The sequence below is a fragment of the Streptosporangium sp. NPDC000509 genome (assembly GCF_042898365.1).
Classification (GTDB): Bacteria; Actinomycetota; Actinomycetes; order Streptosporangiales; family Streptosporangiaceae; genus Streptosporangium.
In genome coordinates this window covers 314,806-332,323 of record NZ_JBIAYX010000005.1, presented here as the reverse complement: position 1 = coordinate 332,323, position 17,518 = coordinate 314,806, and the positions used below count along the sequence as shown (strand labels likewise).

Here is a 17,518-nt window from a genome sequence, read left to right as displayed (position 1 = left end):
TGAAGCGGCGGAGTGATTACCCACAGTGATTACGGTGCATGAGGTCACATGCCAATCAACCCTCAGCACCAACGGGAGCACCCCATGCACACCCGCACCACTGCGACGGCGCTGGCCGCGTTCGGCCTTCTCGCCACCCTGACCACCGTCGGCGCCACCGCCACCACCGCCGTCGCCGCCACCGCCCCGGCCCCCTGCGCGCAGGAGCAGCTCGCGCTGATGAACGCCGAGGACGCCCTCGCCGACATCGACGCCCTACCGGAGGTCAAGGCCGCCCACGCCGCCCTGATGAAGGCCGGTGCCGCCGCGAACATCGACCAGCTCTCCCAGAAGGTGGCCCTGCAGCAGCTCGGGGTCAAGGCTCCGGCGCTGGACCCCGCCGCGAAGAAGATGGTGGAGGCATACAACGCCGCCGGGGCCAAGTACGTGCAGGTGCGCGACGCCGCGCTCATGAAGGTCGCACCGAAGCGTCAGGATTCCAGGGACACGCTCAAGAAGTGCCTTGTCGCCCACTCGTGAGCCCGGCACTCGTGAACCCGACCGGGTGAAACGGACCGGGTGAACCCGAGCGAGTGAAACGGACCGGGTGAGACGGACCGGAGTCCCCGAGGCCGCGACCGGGGCGACACGCCCCCGGCGACCGGGGACTCCGACCGGATCCGCGCGGAAGGCCGCGCTCGACGACGGCCCGAAGACGACTCGACGCGGAAGGCCGCGCTCGACGACGACCGCCCGGCGGTTTCCGAAGGCGGTTCCTTAAAAGACGTCACCCCTCCGCAAAAGACGTCACCCCTCCGCGTGGACCGGCGTGGACCGGCGTGGAGCGGGCGTAGCGGGCCGCGAGGGCCCGCATGTGCTCGACGAGCTCCGAGGGCTCGGTGACCTCGAAGTCCAGATCGAGCATGCCGAGATACACGGCGATCACGTGCAGGCTGTCCGCGCCGGTGTTCAGCACGCAGGTGTGCTCGTCCACGGCCTCCACCACGCCGACCGCGGGGTTGACGCGCTCGGTCACGACGTCGGCGGGCGCGTGGACGACGACCCGTGCCCGGTGGCGCCAGGCCGCCGCCGAGACCCCGCGCGCGACGTACGCGGCCGCGCCGCCCTCCGGCGGATCGCGGGGCGGAAAGCGCGGGCCGGTGGGAGTGCGCGGTTCGACGCGATCCATCCGGAAGGTACGCCAGTCCTGACGGTCGACGTCCCAGGCGACGAGATACCAGCGGCGTCCCCACGCCACGAGCCGATGCGGTTCGACGATCCGTACACTGGCCGACCCGTCGTGGGCGCGGTAGTCGAACCGCACCCGTTCCCCGTCGCGGCAGGCGGCGGCGAGCACGGTCAGCACCTCGGGGTCGACCACCGGGCCCGGACTGTCCGCGGGCACGGGTTCGACGTAGGTCTGCAACGCGTTGACCCGGTGGCGCAACCGGGAGGGGAGCACCTGCTCAAGCTTGGCGAGGGCGCGCACCGACGTCTCCTCGATGCCGGCGACGGTGCCACCGGCGGCGGTCCGCAGACCGACCGCCACGGCGACCACCTCCTCGTCGTCGAGCAGGAGCGGCGGCATGACGGTCCCCGCGCCCAGGCGGTAGCCCCCGTCGGTGCCCCGCGTCGCGTTCACGGGATATCCGAGCTCGCGCAGCCGGTCGACGTCGCGGCGCACGGTCCGCTCGCTCACGCCCAGCCGATCCGCGAGGGTCGCGCCGGGCCAGTCCTTCCTGGCCTGCAACAACGACAGCAGGCGCAGCAACCGCGCCGAGGTTTCCAACATGTCCCCAACCCTGCCAGTACTTCAGGACAGAAGCTGACCGGAAGGGTCCGTAGTGTTCCGATCATGAGCGAAAACGCCGAGATCAAGCCCTTCCGCATCGACGTCCCGCAGGCCAGGCTGGACGACCTCCACGACCGGCTCGACCGCACTCTCTGGCCCGACGAGCTGCCGGACGCCGGCTGGGACTACGGCGTCCCCGTGGAGTACGTGCGGAACCTGGCCGAATACTGGCGCCACGAGTACGACTGGCGGGCCCACGAGGCCGAGATCAACCGGCACCCGCAGTTCACCACCGAGATCGACGGGCAGAACATCCACTTCCTGCACGTCCGCTCGCGGCACGAGAACGCCCTGCCGCTGATCCTCACGCACGGCTGGCCCGGCTCGATCGTGGAGTACCTGAAGATCATCGAACCGCTCACCGACCCCGAGGACCCGGCGCGGGCGTTCCACCTGGTCATCCCCTCGCTGCCCGGCTTCGGCCTCTCCGGTCCGACCGGGGAGAAGGGCTGGAACCGGTACCGCATCGCCGGGGCGTGGGCGGAGCTGATGCGGCGACTCGGCTACGACCGCTACGGCGCCGTCGGCAACGACGGCGGCTCGCTCATCTCCCCCGAGGTCGGGCGGATCGACCCCGAACACGTCGTCGGCGTGCACGTCACCCAGCTCTTCTCCTTCCCCTCCGGCGATCCGGCCGAGTTCGAGAGGATCACCCCGGAGGACCAGAAGGCCCTGGAGGTGCTGCAGGAGTTCTACGACACCAAGATGTCGTTCAACACGCTGCACTCGCAGCAGCCGCAGACCCTGTCATACGCGATCTTCGACTCGCCCACCGGGCTGCTCGGCTGGAACTCGCAGTTGCTCGGCGACAGCGTCGACGCCGACTTCATCCTGACCAACACGATGCTCTACTGGCTGACCGGCACCGCGACGTCGGCCACCCGGCTCTACTACGAGGACGCGCGCGCCGAACACCCCACCGAGCCCACGAAGACGCCGACCGGCCTCGCGATGTTCGACGGTGACTTCGTGTCCATGCGCACGTTCGCCGAGCGCGACCACACGAACATCGTGCACTGGAAGTCGTACGACCGCGGCGGCCACTACGCCGCTCACATCGTGCCCGACGTGCTCGCCGAAGACCTGCGCACCTTCTACGACGGCCTGCGCTGACCCCCTGACCACCGCCGGGCACCTCGTCGTGGCGGCGCCGTCCCCGATCGGTCCGCTCGCGGAAGCCGCGACGGCGGACCGGCGGATGGATCAGCGGGTGAACCGGCGGCGGACCGGCACCGGCTGCGGGCTCCTCCCAGCCGGTGCCCCCGACCGGAAGCGACGCTCACGGGCTCTCCTCGAAGCGAAGAACAGAATCGTCGAAGGGGGGCGCGCTCATCCTGGAGACCGAGGCTCGCGCGAGCCAGACCCCGCCGATCCCTACCCCGGCGGGGTGAGGCGCGGATCGCCGGCCGCACGCATACTCGGTTGCATGAACAAGCACGGCCATCTCGCCGACTTCCTGCAGACACGCCGGGGCCAGCTGCGGCCGGAGGACGTCGGGCTGCGGACCTACGGCGAGCGGCGCCGGGTTCCCGGGCTGCGGCGGGAGGAGCTCGCGATGCTCGCGGGCATCAGCGCGCCCTACTACACGCGCCTGGAGCAGGGCCAGTCACACAACGCCTCGCGCGAGGTGCTCGACGCCATAGCGAACGCCCTGCGGCTGGACGATGCCGAGCGTGCCCACCTGCACGCCCTGGCCCGCGCACCGAGACGGGGCGGACTCTCGGGCCGGCCGCGTACCGAACGCGTCACCCCGGCGACCGCCGCCCTGCTGGCGGCCCTCGGGAGCACACCCGCGATCGTGATCGGCCGCCGCAGCGATGTCCTGGCCTGGAACCGCCAGGGCCACGGGCTGTTCGCCGGTCATCTCGACCGGGACGGCCCGAACGTCCCCGGCCGACGGCCGAACATGGCCAGGCTGGTGTTCCTCGACGCGCACACCCGTGACCTGTACGCCGACTGGCCCGCCAAGGCCAGGGCCGTGGTGGGCAACCTGCGCCTGACAGCCGGGAGACATCCGGACGATCCGCTGCTTGCCGAGCTGATCGGCGAGCTGAGCATGCGCAGTCCCGAGTTCGCCGCGATGTGGGCCGACCACCGGGTCCTGGCCTGTGATGTCGCCGACTACGAGATGCGCCACCCCCTGGTCGGGACGTTGACGGTCACCCAGCAGACGCTGCAGAGCCCGCAGGGGAACGGCCCGGCCCTGGTGGTGGCCACGGCCGCCCCCGGCTCCCCCTCGGCGACGGCTCTGGCCCTGCTCTCCCAGGTCATCGCACCGCGAGAGGCGGCCCGGGCAACGACCCCGGAGACGACCCGGCCGCGCCTCGGCGCGGAGACCCGCACCATCTGACCCGAGTCCTCCCATCGGCCGAGGAGGCCGGGCTTGTCCGGGTGCGTCCGGGCTCGTCCGGGCTCGTCCGGTCACGGCGCGTGTCCACCACGCCCTCCCTCCACCGCGCCGCCCCGCCCTCCCCCCACCGTGCCTCCCGTCGAGACCGGCCTCGCGCTCGGCGACCCGATGGCACGGTCTGTACCGCCTCCCGGCCGCCCCCCGTCTCCGGCCGCCCTCAGCCCGCCGGTCGGCGGCACGATCACGACCTCCCCCGAACCCCCTCTCGACCACGGCGCCGCGCCGCGGCTGCCGCATGCCGGAAAACAGTGAAGGAACCATGTCCAAGCGAAGCATCAAGATCACCCTGTCGGCCCTTCTCATGACCGCGGCCACCATGACCACGACCGCGCCGGCCAACGCGACGTCTCCCAAGGGACCACTGACGGACGTGCGGATCGCCACCCACTTCGACCTGTCGGCGGGCCAGATGCCGGAGAACATCGCCCTGCTGCCCGACGGCACGGCGAACATCACCTTCGCCGCCAGCCGCCAGGTGGCCCAGGTCACCCCCCAGGGCAAGACGCGCATCCTGGCGACCCTGCCCGCGCCCGCCGACGGCGGGGTCAACACGCCGATCCTCGGCTTCCCCCTGGCCACCGGCATCGCCCACACCTCTGACGGCACCGTGTACGTGCTGTACGCGACCGGCACGGCCGACCTGACGGGGCTGTGGCGGCTGCGCCACGGCAAGGCCCCTCGGCGCATCGCCGCGCTACCCGCGAACGGCCTGCCCAACGGGCTGGCACTGGACGGGAAGGGCGAACGGCTCTACATCACCGACTCGGTGCTCGGCACCGTGTGGACCGTCCCCGTCACCGGCGGCACACCCACCGCCTGGTCCACCGCTCCCGAACTCGCCTCCACCGGTTTCCTCGGAGCCAACGGCGCGAAGGTACGCGACGGCGCGCTGTGGGTGACCAACCTCGACCGGGGCACTCTCCTGCGCATTCCGATCCGCCCGGGAAACCGGGCGGGAACGCCGCAGGTCAAGGCATCGGGCCTGGTCGGTATCGATGATTTCGCCTTCACCGGTCGCGGCGACGAGATCCTCGCGGCTCTCAACGCCCCCAACACGGTCGTACGCATCAAGCCCGACGGCACCAGCACCACCGTTCTGGACACCGGCGACGGACTTCAAAACCCCACCTCCGTCGCGCTGCGCGGCAATGACGTGTACGTCCTCAGCGCCGCCTACACCACGGCCACCGACCCCAACCTGCTGCGCGCGCACCTGCGCAGGCACCCGTAAACCCCGCCACGGTACGACTACAGGGCATGGTCACGGCCACCGTGACCATGCCCTACCTCCAAGGAAGTGTGGCCCGCCACGGTACGGATACCGGGGCACGCATCATGGACGACGTCACTCCCGGCGAGGCCGCCCCGGGTCGAGGCGACGAACGGACCGGTCCCGTCATCGGCGGCCGGTCCTTCGTCATGCCCACGGCCGGCCCGCGGACGGCGGCTACCGAAATACGGGCCGGTGCTCGGCCTTCGGGCCGGGGAGCGCGTCAAGCGAGAGCCGGTGACAGGCGGGACGTCGAACCGCGCAGGCGGGCGGCGTCCTCGCTCGGCGGCACGCCGAACTGGCGGCGGTACTCTCGGCTGAACTGTGACGGGCTGTCGTAGCCGACGCTGTGACCGACGCCGGTGACGTCGTTGGAACGTGTGGCGAGCAGGAGCCGGGCCTCCTGCAACCGGATCTGCTTCTGGAACTGGATGGGGCTCATCGCGGTGACCGCCTGGAAGTTGCGGTAGAAGGCGGACACGCTCATGCCCGCGAGTCGCGCCACCTCCTCGACGCGGAAGGGCCGCGTGTAGTGGTCGCGGATCCACCGGACGGCGCGGGCGATGTGGGCGAGGCTGCTGTCGGCGAGTCCGAGCTGGCGTACGACGGCGCCCTGCTCGCCGGTGATGACCCGCCAGAGGATCTCCCGCTTGATCAACGGTGCGAGCACCGCGATGTCGCGCGGCCGGTCGAGCAGGCGCAGCAGCCTGACGACCGCGTCGACGAGCGCGTCGGGCGCGTCACTGACGGCCATGCCGGACGGGGCTCCGCCGCCGGCGGGCGGCAGGTCTCCGGGGGCGGCCTGCAGCAACAGCTCGGCGACGGTGGCCGGGTGCAGGACCAGGCCGAAGCCCATCGCCGGCCGCTCGGGGCTCGCCGCGGTGAAGTGGCCGGTGATCGGCATGTCGACCGAGGCGAGGAGATACTGCCCGGCACGGTATTCGTACACGCGGTCGCCCAGCGCGATCCGTTTCGCGCCCTGCGCGATGAGCGCCAGCACCGTGCCCGACATCGAGGAGGACGGTGGGCTCGGCCGCTCGACCTTCGAGACCAGGACACCGTCGATGGCGGTGGTCATGTCGGGCCGGGCGTGGCGGTCGAGCAGGGAACGCAGCTCCTCAAGGTCCATGCCCTCGATTGAAGCACAGGGCCGATACTCCTCAAAGCAAGAGTATTAGGCAAGGGCGAGAGAGCATCTTTCTAACGTTTTCCCTGGTCGCGCTGCTTTCATGAAGTTGCAAGCATCGCAGGAGCAAACGCGAGCTCCACGAACAAGGAGATCCCCCATGATCGTCGGCCACGGTTTCCACGCCACCATGACCGCGCAGCCGGGAAAGGGTGACGAACTGGTCGAGTTCCTGCTCAACGCGCCGTCCCTGCCCAACGAGGACTGCGTCGTCTTCCTGGTCGGCCGCTCGGCCGGTGACCCGGACACCGTCCACGTCACCGAAGGCTGGACCAGCCGGGAGACCCACGCCAGGTTCTTCGCGACCGAGGAGGCGCAGGCGCTGGTCGCGAAGCTCCAGTCACTGCTCGTCGGTGAGTCCCTCTACACCGACGAGGTGCCGGTCGGCGGCAAGGCCGCCTTCTGACCCCTCCGGCCAACCCCCGCGGGCCCTCCCTCTCCGGGCCTTCTCGAAAGGAACTCACCATGACATCGGTACGCCCCGACCTCGACCCCGAACTGCGCGCGCTGCTCGCGGAGATGCCGCCCATGCCCCCGCTCAGCCCCGAGGTGCTCGCCCAGCTGCGCCAGTACCCGCAGACGCCGATCGACACCCTCCTCGAAGGCCGCGCCGTCGACCGGCGCGAGGTCACCGTCCCCACTCCGGACGGCACGATGCTCCCGCTGTCGATCATCAGTCCCGCCGGGACCGACCGCACCGCGGCGGCACCGTGCGTCTACTGGATCCACGGCGGCGGGATGATCATGGGGGATCGCTTCTCGCAGATCGACATCCCCCTCGACTGGATCGACCTGCTCGGCGCCGTCGTGATCTCCGTGGACTACCGGCTCGCGCCGGAGGCGACCGGCACGACCCTGGTCGAGGACTGCTACCAGGGTCTGCTCTGGATCGCCGAGAACGCCGAGGACCTGGGTATCGACCCCGCCCGCGTCGTCGTCGCGGGCGCCAGCGCCGGCGGGGGGCTCGCCGCCGGGGTCACCCTGATGGCACGCGACCGCGGCGCCCCGGCGATCGCCGCCCAGGTGCTGATCTGCCCCATGCTCGACCACCGCAACGTCACCACCTCCAGCCGTCAGTACTCCGGCGGGCACGGTGTCTGGACCCGCGAGATGAACGAGTACGGGTGGCGGTCGGTTCTCGGTGACCTCACCGGCCAGGACGTGTCCGGCTACGTCTCACCGGCGATGGCCGACGACCTCTCGGGCCTGCCCACCACCTACATCGACGCCGGCACCGCCGAGGTCTTCCGCGACGAGGACGTCGACTACGCCACCAGGATCTGGGCGGCCGGAGGCCAGGCGGAACTCCACATCTGGGCGGGAGGCTTCCACGGCTTCGACGCGCTGTATCCGCAGGTACGCCTCTCGGCCGCGGCGCGCCGGACGCGCGACGACTGGCTCACCCGGGTGATGAGCCCGGACCATGCCCCGAAGGCATGACCTCGGACCACGAGCCCAGGCCATGAGCCCGGATTCCGGCACGTGGGCGCCGCCCCGGCCGATGCCCTCCGTACAGGCACGACCTCGGGTCAGATGTCCGGAGGAACGGGGAGGGAACCCGCCGCCCGCACCCGCCTCCCACCGCGAACGAGAAGACCGACGCCGTACGCAACCGCCAGGCCCGCGCGCTCGAAGAGCGGGTCAGTGAGAACCCGGCGCGGCTCGCAACACGTCGAGCTCCTCGTTCATCGCGTCAAGGAAGGCGGCCACGGTGCGCAGTTCCTCCGGGCTGAAACGCCGCAGGACCTTGTCCGTGCTGTGGCCGAGCGGGCGGAAGAAGACCGCGGCGAACTCCTGCGCGGCGTCGAGGTAGTGCAGGTGAACCACGCGCCGGTCGTGCACGTCGCGAACCCTGCGGATGTGCCCGGCCCGCTCCAGCCTGTCGAGGCACGCGGTGACGGCCCCCGAGGTGAGGTTCAGCTGCTCCGCCAGCCGGCTCGGGGTGATCGGCGACGGAGCGTCGAAGATCTTCATCAGGGCCTGGACGTCGGTGGGGTGCAGCCCGTGCTGGTGGGCGAACTCGTGGGCGATGCGGTTGAACTCGGCGGTCATCCTTCGCAGTCGCATCGCGAAGGCCAGCCGGTCGATGCCCTCCCCGCTGTCGCCGTTCATGACGCCATGCTACATTACTTCAATTATTGAGATACTCGATGATTGAGTTATCGTACGTCATGGAAAGGTGATGTCATGGGGCGGCGACCGATCCGCTGGCTTGTGCCGGCGCTGCTGGTGCTGGTCTGGCTGGGCATCGGCGGAGGGCTGGGGCCGTTCGCCGGCAAGCTCACCGAGGTGTCCACCAACGACCAGGCCGCTTTCCTGCCCGAGAGCGCGGAGTCGACACGCGTCCTGGAGGCGCAGGAGAAGTTCCGTCAGGACGAGACGCAGCCGCTCATCGTGGTGTGGACCGCGAACGGCGGCGACATCACCCCCGAGCAGAACACCGAGGCGACCCAGGCGCTCGCCTCGCTGCGCGGCACGGACGGCGTCGTCGGGACGCCCACGCCCTCCATCCCCTCCGAGGACGGCCGGGCGCTGCAGGGCGTGGTCCAGCTCAGCCCCGACCTCGACACCTCGCTCAGAGAGGTCCTGGACCGGGTCGGTTCTGCGGTGGCGGTCGACGGCCTGCGGGCCCAGCTCGCGGGTCCCGTGGCGAGCCGGGCCGACCTGTCCGACGCCTTCGCCGGGATCGACGGCCTGCTTCTCGGGGTGGCGCTCACCACCGTTCTGATCATCCTGCTCGCGGTGTACCGCAGCGTTCTGCTACCTCTCGTCATCATCGGCGGCGCGATCTTCGCGCTCGGCCTGGCGTGCGCCGTGGTGTACTTCCTCGCCGACCGCGACATCGTCCGGGTCGACGGTCAGGTGCAGGGCATCCTGTTCATCCTGGTCATCGGCGCGGCCACCGACTACGCGTTGCTGCTCACCGCCCGCTTCAGCGAGGAACTGGCCGCGACCGGCGACCGCTTCGCCGCGGGCCGCGTCGCGCTGCGGCGCTCGTTCGAGCCGATCGTCGCCAGTGCCGCCACGGTGGCCCTCGCCCTGCTCGCGCTGCTGCTCAGCGGCCTGACCAACAACCGCGCGCTCGGCCCGGTGGGCGCCATCGGCATCGCGTGCGCCGCCCTCAGCGCGCTCACCTTCCTGCCGGCGGCCCTGATCCTGCTGGGCCGTGCCGCCCTGTGGCCGTCGAAGCCGCGTCCGGCCGACAGCACGGCACGCGGGATCTGGCACCGCGTGGCCGCCGTGGTCGACCGCCATCCGCGCCGGCTCTGGATCGCCACCATCCTGCCTCTCATCGCCCTCGCCCTCTTCGCGCCGCAGCTGAGCGCGAGGGGTGTGCCGCTGGACGAGACCTTCGTGAACGACGCGCCTTCGGTGGCGGCACAGGCGGCGCTGAGCGAGCACTTCCCCGGAGGCTCGGGGCAGCCCGCGGTCATCGTCGCCCCCTCGGAGCGTGCCGAGGCCGTGGAGGAGACGGCACGCGGTGTCGAAGGCGTGTCCGAGGCCGCGACGGTGCCCGAGAGCGGACGGCCGGGCGACGACACCCCCAAGATCGTCGACGGGCTCGTGCTGGTGGAGGCGACGTTGAACGACGCCCCGGACAGCGACGCCGCCCAGGACACGGTCAAGCGCCTGCGCGCCGCCTTCGCCGCCGAGAACGACGTCCTGATCGGCGGTTTCAGCGCCCAGCGGTACGACACGACGGAGACCGCGAAGAACGACACGCTGCTCATCATCCCGGTCGTCCTGGTGATCATCCTGCTCATCCTCGTCGTCCTGCTGCGCTCGCTGATGACACCCGTGCTCCTGGTGGCCACCGTCGCGCTGAACTTCCTCGCCACCCTCGGCGTCTCCACGCTGGTCTTCACGCACGTGTTCGGATTCACCGGCGGCGACGCGTCCGTGCCGCTGTACGGCTTCGTCTTCCTGGTCGCGCTGGGGGTGGACTACAACATCTTCCTCATGTCCAGGGTGCGCGAGGAGACCGTGCACCACGGGGCACGAGAGGGTCTGCTGCGCGGGCTCGTCACCACCGGCGGAGTGATCACTTCGGCGGGTGTCGTGCTCGCCGCCACCTTCGCCGCGCTCGTGGTGATCCCCCTCACCTTCCTCGTACAGCTCGCCTTCATCGTCGCCTTCGGCGTCCTGCTCGACACCCTGGTGGTGCGCTCCCTGCTCGTCCCCGCGCTGGTACGCGAGCTGGGCGCGCGGGCCTGGTGGCCCAGCCGCCTGGGAAAGGCCGACGCGCCGCGGACGTCCCCGGAACTGACCGAGGCGTCACGGTGACCCCCGGACCGGCAGGCGACGGCACGTCCCGTCGTTTCGTGAGCCGGTGGTGACGGAGGATCAAGGCCGTTTTCACGTGTCCCTTCGCTGATCGCCATTCCTTGATCATGAGATGCCAACGGGACGGGCTTGATCTGGGTCACCCCGGATCCCGCGTCCTCTCACGCCGGAGGAGCAGGACCCCTCGGTTCCCTCGCGTGAGAGGCACGACCCCGTCGGTCGCGACGGACCCGAGGGGCCGAACGCCACGTGAAAAGCCGGAGGCCTTGGCTCATCCTGAAGACCCTTCGGTTCCGGAGCGGAAACAGATCAGTCCAGTTCGACGCGATCGACGAGCTCCCGTACGGCGATCATGTCCAGGTAGGCGTGGCTGCGCATGACGCGGCCGCCCTGTAGCCGCCAGACCCAGCAGTACTCGTTGTGGTACTCCACACCGTCGATCGCCGTCGCGTCGCCGGCGAAGCGAATGATCACGGTGTCGCCTTCACTCCACAGATCATGGATCGTCATCACGAGCGTCGAAGCCAGACGATCCATGATCGGTGCCGATCCCTGTGCGAGGAACTCTGCCTTGGACGTGTACGTGCGCCCATTCACGATCGTCCACTTCACATCGTCGTGGAGGATCTCATAGATGTCGCCGCCGGCGTTCTGCCGCTCGAAGGCTCGGAGCACGGCTGCCCTGTTACGGCGCTCCCGAGCCGACCGGCCGGACCGCGCCGCGCCGGCGTCCTCGTGAGGTGCCGCCGAGGCGCCGGCGGTCCCGGACACCATCATCAGCCCGCCGGCGATGCCCGCCGTCACGAATGTGCGCCGGCTCCGCTGTGACATGCCGTTCGTCATCTTTCTTCCTCCCTTGCTCGTCGGTGCGCGTCGCTGCCCTCTCGGTAGAAGACGTAGCCCCCGTGGTGCAGCACGTCCTCGTCGAACGTCCCGTCCGCGCTGAATCCGGTGTCGTCGACGTACTCGATCCGGGTCCCAAGGACCCGGTAGGAACCCGTGTAGGCGCTCTCCCACTCTCCGCGAGCCTCGTCGTAGCGGCCGTTCGCGAGCAGTTCCTGGCGGATGTGCCCGTCGGCCGTCACCCACATTCCGACGTACGGGTGCGGTGACACCTCTCCGGTCTCGGCCGGACGTGTCCGTGGTGTCGCCGTACCGGGTGGCGAGGGCTCCTGCAGGCTGGGCCGCCCCGCGTTGTCGGGGCCCGCGAGACTTCCGCCGTCCGGCCCCGTGGAGCACGCGGCGAGACCTCCGCTGAGGAGTACGGCGACGCACATGCCGCCGGTCATGGCTTCGAGACGAGCCCTCACGAGGTCCTCCCCCGCAGGTCGTCCCGCTGTCCGGAGCGAGTCGCCGTCAGCGAGCCGAGCAGGCGCAGCGCGTCCGCGGTCCGGGTGCCCTCCTGGGCGTGGTAAACGATCAGTTGCTGCCCAGGGGCTGAGCGTACGTCGAAGGCCTGTAGGCGCAGGGTCAACTCGCCGACCTCTGGATGAAGCAGGACCTTCGCGGCGTGACTCTTGCCGCGCGCGTCTCGCCGCCGCCAGAGGTCGGCGAACTCGCGGCTGTTCTCCGTGGCCGTCCGCAGCACCTCGCGGATCCGTGGATCGTCCGGCCGGGCGCCCTCAAGGAAGCGGAATCCCGCGACCACATTGGCCGCGGCCGTCTCCCAGTCGGCGTAGAACGATCGAAGCGCCGGGTCGAGGAAGATCGCGAGCAGCAGGTTCGTGCCGGGTTGGAGATGGTCGAAAACCGCGCGCCCCAACGTGTTCGCGGCCAAGACGTCGTAGGCCCGTCCCAGGATCAGAGCCGGTGTGCGGTCCCACTGCTCGGCCAAGGCCAGCAGTTGGGGATCCGCGTGCTCGATGCTGCCCTGATGGCGTGGGGACGGGGTCATTCCCCCGATCCGATACAGGTGCAGCCGACCGTCGTCGTCGAGTAACAGTGCGTCGCTCAAGGCGTCCAGGACCTGCGACGACGGCCGCCGCTCACGGCCCTGCTCCAACCGCAGGTAGTAGTCGACGCTGATGCGGGCCAGCATCGCGACCTCTTCGCGGCGCAGGCCGGGGACGCGTCGCCGCCCGTCCTCCGGCAGACCCACGTCGGACGGCGCCACCTGCGCGCGTCGGCCCTGCAGGTACTCACCCAGTCTTGAGGTTGCCATGTCCTCAGGCTAGGTTTCCCCGCGGCCGGGAGCCTGGTCCCAGTGCTCCCAGGACGGACACGACCCCCTCTTCCGCCGAGGCTCGGTCGAAGATGGAGCACATGATCGACATTCTCGCCGTCTTCGGCGCCGCTGACCTTGGCATTGTCCTCATGAGCCCCGATAGCTCACGGCGCCGACCGATCCGGGGCGGCCACGCGCCGTCCTGCGCGACGGAGTACGGGGAACGTAGGAGCGATCGTCACGATCCGCGGACGGGAGCCGCGCCGATCCAGCGGTGATAGGCGTTCATGTCGACGTTGCCGCCGCACACGACGGTGACCACGTGGCGGCCCGCGAAACGGTCACGGTCTTCGAGGATCGCCGCGACGCCGAGCGCGGCCGACGGTTCGACGACGAGGCCGGCGTGGTCGAGGAGCATCCGCATACCGGCGATGATCGACGACTCCCGGACGAGGACGGCGTCGTCGGCGACGAGCAGGAGGTCGTCCAGGACCTCGGGGATGGGACGCCGACCGGCGACGCCGTCGGCGATGGTGTCGGTCGAGTCGGTGGTGACGACGCGCCGTTGGCGCCACGAGTGTGTCATCGCCGGTGCGCCCAGCGGCTGGACGCAGATCACCTCGACTCCGGGCGCGAGGGCTTTCAGCACATGCCCCACACCGGTCGCCATCGCCCCGCCGCCGAGGGCGATCAGGACGGCGTCGAACGACGGTGCGGTGTTCACCAGTTCCAGGCCGATGGTCGCCGCGCCCTCGCAGGTCTCGATGTCCAGGCTGTCCTCGACCAGCCGGATGCCGTCGTGGCGCGCGATGGCCACGGCCCGCTCGCGCGCCGTGTCGAAGTCGCCGTCCACCAGTTCCAGTCTCGCGCCCAGCGCGCGGATGCGATCAAGCTTGACCACGGGCGCGAAACGGGAGGCCACGACGGTGACGTCGAGCCCTCTGCCGCGCCCGGACCAGGCGAGCGCCTGGCCGAGGTTGCCCGCGCTGGCGCACACCGCCGCCCGCGGTCCTTCGTCGGCGAGCCGGCTCGCGATCACCTCGGTGCCGCGGGCCTTGAAGCTGCGCACCGGGTTCGCCGTTTCCAGCTTGACGCTCACCGCGCACCCGAGGCCGGGCTCCAGCGCCTCGCAGCGGTACAGCGGGGTGTCGAGAAAAACCGGGTCGATCACATGGCGAGCCGCCCGGATCCGAGCGGTGTCGAGGCGGGTCTCCAGCACGACACGGCAGCGTAGTGCCACCGGCGCCGTTCCGTACACGGGCCGCCTCGGTGGCCGAGGTTCGTCCGTGTCGACCACGACGCACAGACCCGCACCGAGCAGGCGGGTCTCACCTCTCCGGACGTGAACGCCCTCCACGCGACACGGCGGGCTCGGTGTCGTACCGAGCCCGCCGTGCCGACCTCATCGGGTCCTGGTCACGTGCCGTGACGCCGCTCCCCCGGATCCGAGGAGCTCACGTGCCGGGTGGTGTCAGGGTCTCCTGAGCATCCCGTCCTAGCTGCTCCACCTCTGGGTGGACTGGCCGTTGCAGCTCGCGATGGTCACACCGGAGGTGTTGCCGGTGCCGGTGACGCTGAGGCACAGGTTGTTGGCGACGCTGGTGATGGTGCCGTTGGAGTTACGGTTCCACTGCTGGTTGTTGCCGCTGTGGCAGTCGTACAGCTGGACACGGGCGCCGGAACCCGCGCCGGTCGGGGAGTCCAGGCACTTGCCGAGGATCTGAAGCTGCCTGCCGGAGGTGTAGGTGAACTGCTGGTTGGGGTTGGTGTGGCAGTCGTAGATCTGCAGCTGGGTGCCGTTGGCGGTGGCGCTGTTCGGCGAGTCCACACACCTTCCCGCCGCCTCGTTACGCAGCCGGAACGAGGTACCCGGCGGGGGCGTGACCGTCGGGGTCACCGTCGGGGTGGGGTTCGGGTTGGGGTTCGCGGCGTTGAGCGCGTTCAGCACGGAGGTGTAGGCGGCCTTCTTGTTGCCGTTGCCGTCGAAGAGCAGCGGGCTGGTGTTGGCGCCCAGCCAGGAGTCGCTGTCGCGCACCCCCCACACGGTGATGCCGGTGCAGCGCGCCACCGCCAGGCAGTCGTTGACCACCGCCGCGTAGGTCTGGGCAGAGCCGCCCTGGATGTCCAGCTCGGTGATCTGCACGTCCACGCCCAGCGCCGCGAAGCTGGAGATGGTGGTGCGGTAGTTGCTGTTGTAGGCGCTTTGGCTGTTGAAGTGCGACTGCAGGCCCACACAGTCGATCGGCACACCGCGCGCCTTGAAGTCACGGACCATGTTGTAGACGGCCTGGGTCTTGGCCCAGCTCCAGTTGTCGATGTTGTAGTCGTTGTAGCAGAGCTTGGCGGCCGGGTCGGCGGCGCGCGCGGTGCGGAAGGCGACCTCGATCCAGTCGTTGCCGGTGCGCTGCAGGTTGGAGTCGCGTCGGCCGCCGGAGTTGCCGTCGGCGAAGGCCTCGTTCACCACGTCCCAGGCGTAGATCTTGCCCTTGTAGTGGTTCATCACACCGTTGATGTGATTGATCATCGCCTGACGCAGGCTGCTGCCGGACATCCTCTCCATCCAGCCCGGCTGCTGGGAGTGCCAGGCCAGCGTGTGCCCGCGCACCCGCTTGCCGTTCTGCACCGCCCAGTTGTAGATGCGATCGCCACTGCTGAAGTTGAACTGGTTCTGGTTCGGCTCCGTGGCGTTGATCTTCATCTCGTTCTCGGCCGTGATCATGTCGAACTCACGGTTCGCGATCGTGGTGTACTGCGAATCACCGAGCTTGCCCGCGGCGATCGCGGCGCCGAAGTAGCGACCGCTCTGCTGGGCCGCCGCGCCGAGCGTGGTCGCCGCGGCACTCGCGGAGCTCGATGCGCCGGCCGAACCCGGAACCGTCACCGCCGCGAACGTGCCGAGCACGAGGGTGCCGAGGGCACCGGCGACCAGGGTCCGGCGGAGACCACCGAGGGGTCGCCGGATTCCGGGCGGGGGAATGGCATTTGTGCCCATAACTGAGCCTCCGTATTTTGGTCATGGAAAGCGGGGAAAACGGGGGGACATCCCATGGACCGACGCCGCGTCCCTCGCCGGGGAACGCACACCACTGAGGCGTCGCGGACGACGATCTCTGCCGCGCACCACCGACTGGCAGGAAGACCGTCTCGGGGACTCAGTCTGGAAACGTTGACGAAATATGTCAAGGTCTCCCAGAAACTTTCGGTTAACCTGTACGACACGAGTGCCACGGACCTGCTCCGACGCCGCCCGATCCCACCGAAAGCCGCGCCGTCGCCACCCGAGCCACGACATCGCCGATGAAACTTTCAGCGCGGCGCCCTCTCCGACCAGGTACGACCGCCCGACGAGATGCCGAACAGGCTGGCGCGCCCCACCTTCCCCCCGGCCCGGCGCGCACGGGGTTCTTGACAGCCCCTCCCGCCTGAGGTTTGCTTCCCTCCACCACCACAACCCGCTCGAAAGAGAACAAAGCACGATTGAAAGGCGGAAAGTTAGCGCTAACAACGCCAGAGAATCGCCTGAAGGCGGGCCCTTTCGCCATCCACAAGGACCCGCCGTCGCTCTCGTGGGATTACTCGTCAGGCAGCAGGTATCGCCAGGAGAGCAGGAAGAGCGTTCCCGAGCCGGTCTTGAAGAGTGACCGCTCGTACTGCTGCCCGGCAGGCACCGCCTTGACGATCGCGCTCACCGCCGCCCCCTCGATGTCCTTCTGCCACACCGGGTCCACCGTGCCCGAAGGCTCCGGGACCCCCGCGGGCCACGGCGCCGGCCTCCCCTCCGCCGACCCGGCCGCTTCGACGACCATTCGGACGCGGGTGGCGACGTAGTCGGTGCCCGCTTCCGCCCGGGCCGCCAAGCCCTCCATCAGTTTCTTCGCGTCCAAGAGCGCCTTCGGGTAGAAGTCCGCGACCTGCTCCAAAGCCGGGACCCGGACCTGGAGCATCTTTCCGTCCTTCCCCCGCACCCCGAAGACGGTGGTCGGCACGTCCGTCACCGCCGGCGCACCCGACCTCGGCTCCGCGGTCGGCGACTGCCCGGTGAGGTACTTCTCCATCGACGCGACCGTCTCGTCCCTTTCCGCATCGGTGAGCTTCAACTGCCTGCTCGCGTCGACGATCACCAGGCCGTCGCTGTACAGCACCACCCTCGGCGGACGCAGCACGTTCGTGGTCGGGGTCACGAACCCGCCCTCCGCGCCCCACAGGGCGACCGGCTTCACCGGCCCGCCGTCGGCCGCGACAGCCGACATATCCGATTCCGCTCCCCCGCATGCCGCGGTCAGTGACAACAGCGCGACGAGCAGGGCCGTTCGTAGTCTCATGCCCCACAAACGTACGCTTCCTTCAACTGGTTCAGCCGGTGTCGTCCGAGG

The 17,518-nt window shown here is 69.8% G+C and carries 16 protein-coding genes; 7 read left to right on the top strand and 9 right to left on the bottom strand.

The window, feature by feature from the left end; genetic code table 11:
* The first annotated feature begins 48 nt into the window (after positions 1-48).
* Positions 49-519 carry a hypothetical protein gene (locus ACFY3D_RS12325; protein WP_389978294.1) on the top strand — a complete coding sequence of 157 codons (471 nt, stop codon included), beginning with the start codon at positions 49-51 and terminating at the stop codon, positions 517-519.
* Between the two features lie 247 nt (positions 520-766).
* On the opposite strand, the gene ACFY3D_RS12320 is transcribed toward ACFY3D_RS12325, so the two are convergent.
* A complete protein-coding gene (locus ACFY3D_RS12320; protein ID WP_389978291.1) occupies positions 767-1,771 on the bottom strand; it encodes a helix-turn-helix transcriptional regulator in 1,005 nt (334 codons plus the stop codon).
* Positions 1,772-1,834: 63 nt separating this feature from the next.
* Here ACFY3D_RS12320 and ACFY3D_RS12315 point away from each other — a divergent pair, with 63 nt between their 5' ends.
* From ACFY3D_RS12315 to ACFY3D_RS12305, 3 genes are all read left to right on the top strand, one after another.
* Positions 1,835-2,944, top strand: coding sequence for an epoxide hydrolase family protein (locus tag ACFY3D_RS12315; protein ID WP_389978288.1), 1,110 nt, complete (start codon positions 1,835-1,837; stop codon positions 2,942-2,944).
* Positions 2,945-3,257: 313 nt separating this feature from the next.
* Complete coding sequence (locus ACFY3D_RS12310; RefSeq protein ID WP_389978285.1) at positions 3,258-4,181, top strand: helix-turn-helix domain-containing protein; 924 nt, start codon at positions 3,258-3,260, stop codon at positions 4,179-4,181.
* A 319-nt stretch (positions 4,182-4,500) separates the two neighbouring features.
* Positions 4,501-5,472 (top strand): hypothetical protein, encoded by a 972-nt coding sequence (locus tag ACFY3D_RS12305; RefSeq protein ID WP_389978282.1) that lies wholly within the window; start codon positions 4,501-4,503, stop codon positions 5,470-5,472.
* A gap of 262 nt (positions 5,473-5,734) precedes the next feature.
* Here the strand turns inward: ACFY3D_RS12305 and ACFY3D_RS12300 are convergent, their stop codons facing one another.
* Complete coding sequence (locus ACFY3D_RS12300; protein ID WP_389978279.1) at positions 5,735-6,640, bottom strand: AraC family transcriptional regulator N-terminal domain-containing protein; 906 nt, start codon at positions 6,638-6,640, stop codon at positions 5,735-5,737.
* 157 nt (positions 6,641-6,797) lie between these two features.
* Between ACFY3D_RS12300 and ACFY3D_RS12295 the strand changes: the two genes are divergently transcribed.
* Together ACFY3D_RS12295 and ACFY3D_RS12290 are read left to right on the top strand one after the other, a co-directional pair.
* The gene (locus ACFY3D_RS12295) at positions 6,798-7,103 is read left to right on the top strand and encodes an antibiotic biosynthesis monooxygenase (protein WP_362906704.1); all 306 of its coding nucleotides are present in this window, start codon (positions 6,798-6,800) and stop codon (positions 7,101-7,103) included.
* A gap of 59 nt (positions 7,104-7,162) precedes the next feature.
* Positions 7,163-8,137, top strand: a complete 975-nt coding sequence (locus ACFY3D_RS12290) for an alpha/beta hydrolase (protein ID WP_389978275.1) — start codon at positions 7,163-7,165, stop codon at positions 8,135-8,137.
* Positions 8,138-8,338: 201 nt separating this feature from the next.
* Here ACFY3D_RS12290 and ACFY3D_RS12285 read toward each other — a convergent pair whose 3' ends face one another.
* Positions 8,339-8,809, bottom strand: coding sequence for a MarR family transcriptional regulator (locus tag ACFY3D_RS12285; protein ID WP_350941302.1), 471 nt, complete (start codon positions 8,807-8,809; stop codon positions 8,339-8,341).
* 75 nt (positions 8,810-8,884) lie between these two features.
* Between ACFY3D_RS12285 and ACFY3D_RS12280 the strand changes: the two genes are divergently transcribed.
* Entirely contained in the window at positions 8,885-10,981 is a 2,097-nt protein-coding gene (locus ACFY3D_RS12280; protein ID WP_389978270.1) for an MMPL family transporter, read from the top strand.
* Between the two features lie 309 nt (positions 10,982-11,290).
* Here the strand turns inward: ACFY3D_RS12280 and ACFY3D_RS12275 are convergent, their stop codons facing one another.
* The 6 genes from ACFY3D_RS12275 to ACFY3D_RS12250 form a co-directional block, all read right to left on the bottom strand.
* A complete protein-coding gene (locus ACFY3D_RS12275; RefSeq protein ID WP_389978267.1) occupies positions 11,291-11,824 on the bottom strand; it encodes a nuclear transport factor 2 family protein in 534 nt (177 codons plus the stop codon).
* Positions 11,821-12,291 carry an Atu4866 domain-containing protein gene (locus tag ACFY3D_RS12270; RefSeq protein WP_389978264.1) on the bottom strand — a complete coding sequence of 157 codons (471 nt, stop codon included), beginning with the start codon at positions 12,289-12,291 and terminating at the stop codon, positions 11,821-11,823. The genes ACFY3D_RS12275 and ACFY3D_RS12270 overlap by 4 nt, the downstream gene beginning before the upstream one ends.
* On the bottom strand, positions 12,288-13,142 hold the full coding sequence (locus ACFY3D_RS12265) for a helix-turn-helix domain-containing protein (protein ID WP_389978261.1): 855 nt from the start codon (positions 13,140-13,142) through the stop codon (positions 12,288-12,290). The genes ACFY3D_RS12270 and ACFY3D_RS12265 overlap by 4 nt, the downstream gene beginning before the upstream one ends.
* Before the next feature lie 241 nt (positions 13,143-13,383).
* Positions 13,384-14,364, bottom strand: coding sequence for a threonine/serine dehydratase (locus tag ACFY3D_RS12260; RefSeq protein ID WP_389978258.1), 981 nt, complete (start codon positions 14,362-14,364; stop codon positions 13,384-13,386).
* A gap of 276 nt (positions 14,365-14,640) precedes the next feature.
* A complete protein-coding gene (locus ACFY3D_RS12255; protein WP_389978255.1) occupies positions 14,641-16,137 on the bottom strand; it encodes an endo-1,4-beta-xylanase in 1,497 nt (498 codons plus the stop codon).
* Between the two features lie 580 nt (positions 16,138-16,717).
* Positions 16,718-17,467 (bottom strand): hypothetical protein, encoded by a 750-nt coding sequence (locus ACFY3D_RS12250; protein WP_389978252.1) that lies wholly within the window; start codon positions 17,465-17,467, stop codon positions 16,718-16,720.
* Between the last annotated feature and the right edge of the window lie 51 nt (positions 17,468-17,518).

Bases quoted from the DNA above. Each gene is read 5' to 3' on its own strand.
- ACFY3D_RS12290 (WP_389978275.1), top strand. From the start codon at position 7,163: ATGACATCGGTACGCCCCGACCTCGACCCCGAACTGCGCGCGCTGCTC.
- ACFY3D_RS12300 (WP_389978279.1), bottom strand. From the start codon at position 6,640: ATGGACCTTGAGGAGCTGCGTTCCCTGCTCGACCGCCACGCCCGGCCC.
- ACFY3D_RS12255 (WP_389978255.1), bottom strand. From the start codon at position 16,137: ATGGGCACAAATGCCATTCCCCCGCCCGGAATCCGGCGACCCCTCGGT.
- ACFY3D_RS12305 (WP_389978282.1), top strand. From the start codon at position 4,501: ATGTCCAAGCGAAGCATCAAGATCACCCTGTCGGCCCTTCTCATGACC.
- ACFY3D_RS12265 (WP_389978261.1), bottom strand. From the start codon at position 13,142: ATGGCAACCTCAAGACTGGGTGAGTACCTGCAGGGCCGACGCGCGCAG.
- ACFY3D_RS12250 (WP_389978252.1), bottom strand. From the start codon at position 17,467: ATGAGACTACGAACGGCCCTGCTCGTCGCGCTGTTGTCACTGACCGCG.
- ACFY3D_RS12295 (WP_362906704.1), top strand. From the start codon at position 6,798: ATGATCGTCGGCCACGGTTTCCACGCCACCATGACCGCGCAGCCGGGA.
- ACFY3D_RS12315 (WP_389978288.1), top strand. From the start codon at position 1,835: ATGAGCGAAAACGCCGAGATCAAGCCCTTCCGCATCGACGTCCCGCAG.
- ACFY3D_RS12325 (WP_389978294.1), top strand. From the start codon at position 49: ATGCCAATCAACCCTCAGCACCAACGGGAGCACCCCATGCACACCCGC.
- ACFY3D_RS12275 (WP_389978267.1), bottom strand. From the start codon at position 11,824: ATGACGAACGGCATGTCACAGCGGAGCCGGCGCACATTCGTGACGGCG.
- ACFY3D_RS12320 (WP_389978291.1), bottom strand. From the start codon at position 1,771: ATGTTGGAAACCTCGGCGCGGTTGCTGCGCCTGCTGTCGTTGTTGCAG.
- ACFY3D_RS12310 (WP_389978285.1), top strand. From the start codon at position 3,258: ATGAACAAGCACGGCCATCTCGCCGACTTCCTGCAGACACGCCGGGGC.
- ACFY3D_RS12285 (WP_350941302.1), bottom strand. From the start codon at position 8,809: ATGAACGGCGACAGCGGGGAGGGCATCGACCGGCTGGCCTTCGCGATG.
- ACFY3D_RS12280 (WP_389978270.1), top strand. From the start codon at position 8,885: ATGGGGCGGCGACCGATCCGCTGGCTTGTGCCGGCGCTGCTGGTGCTG.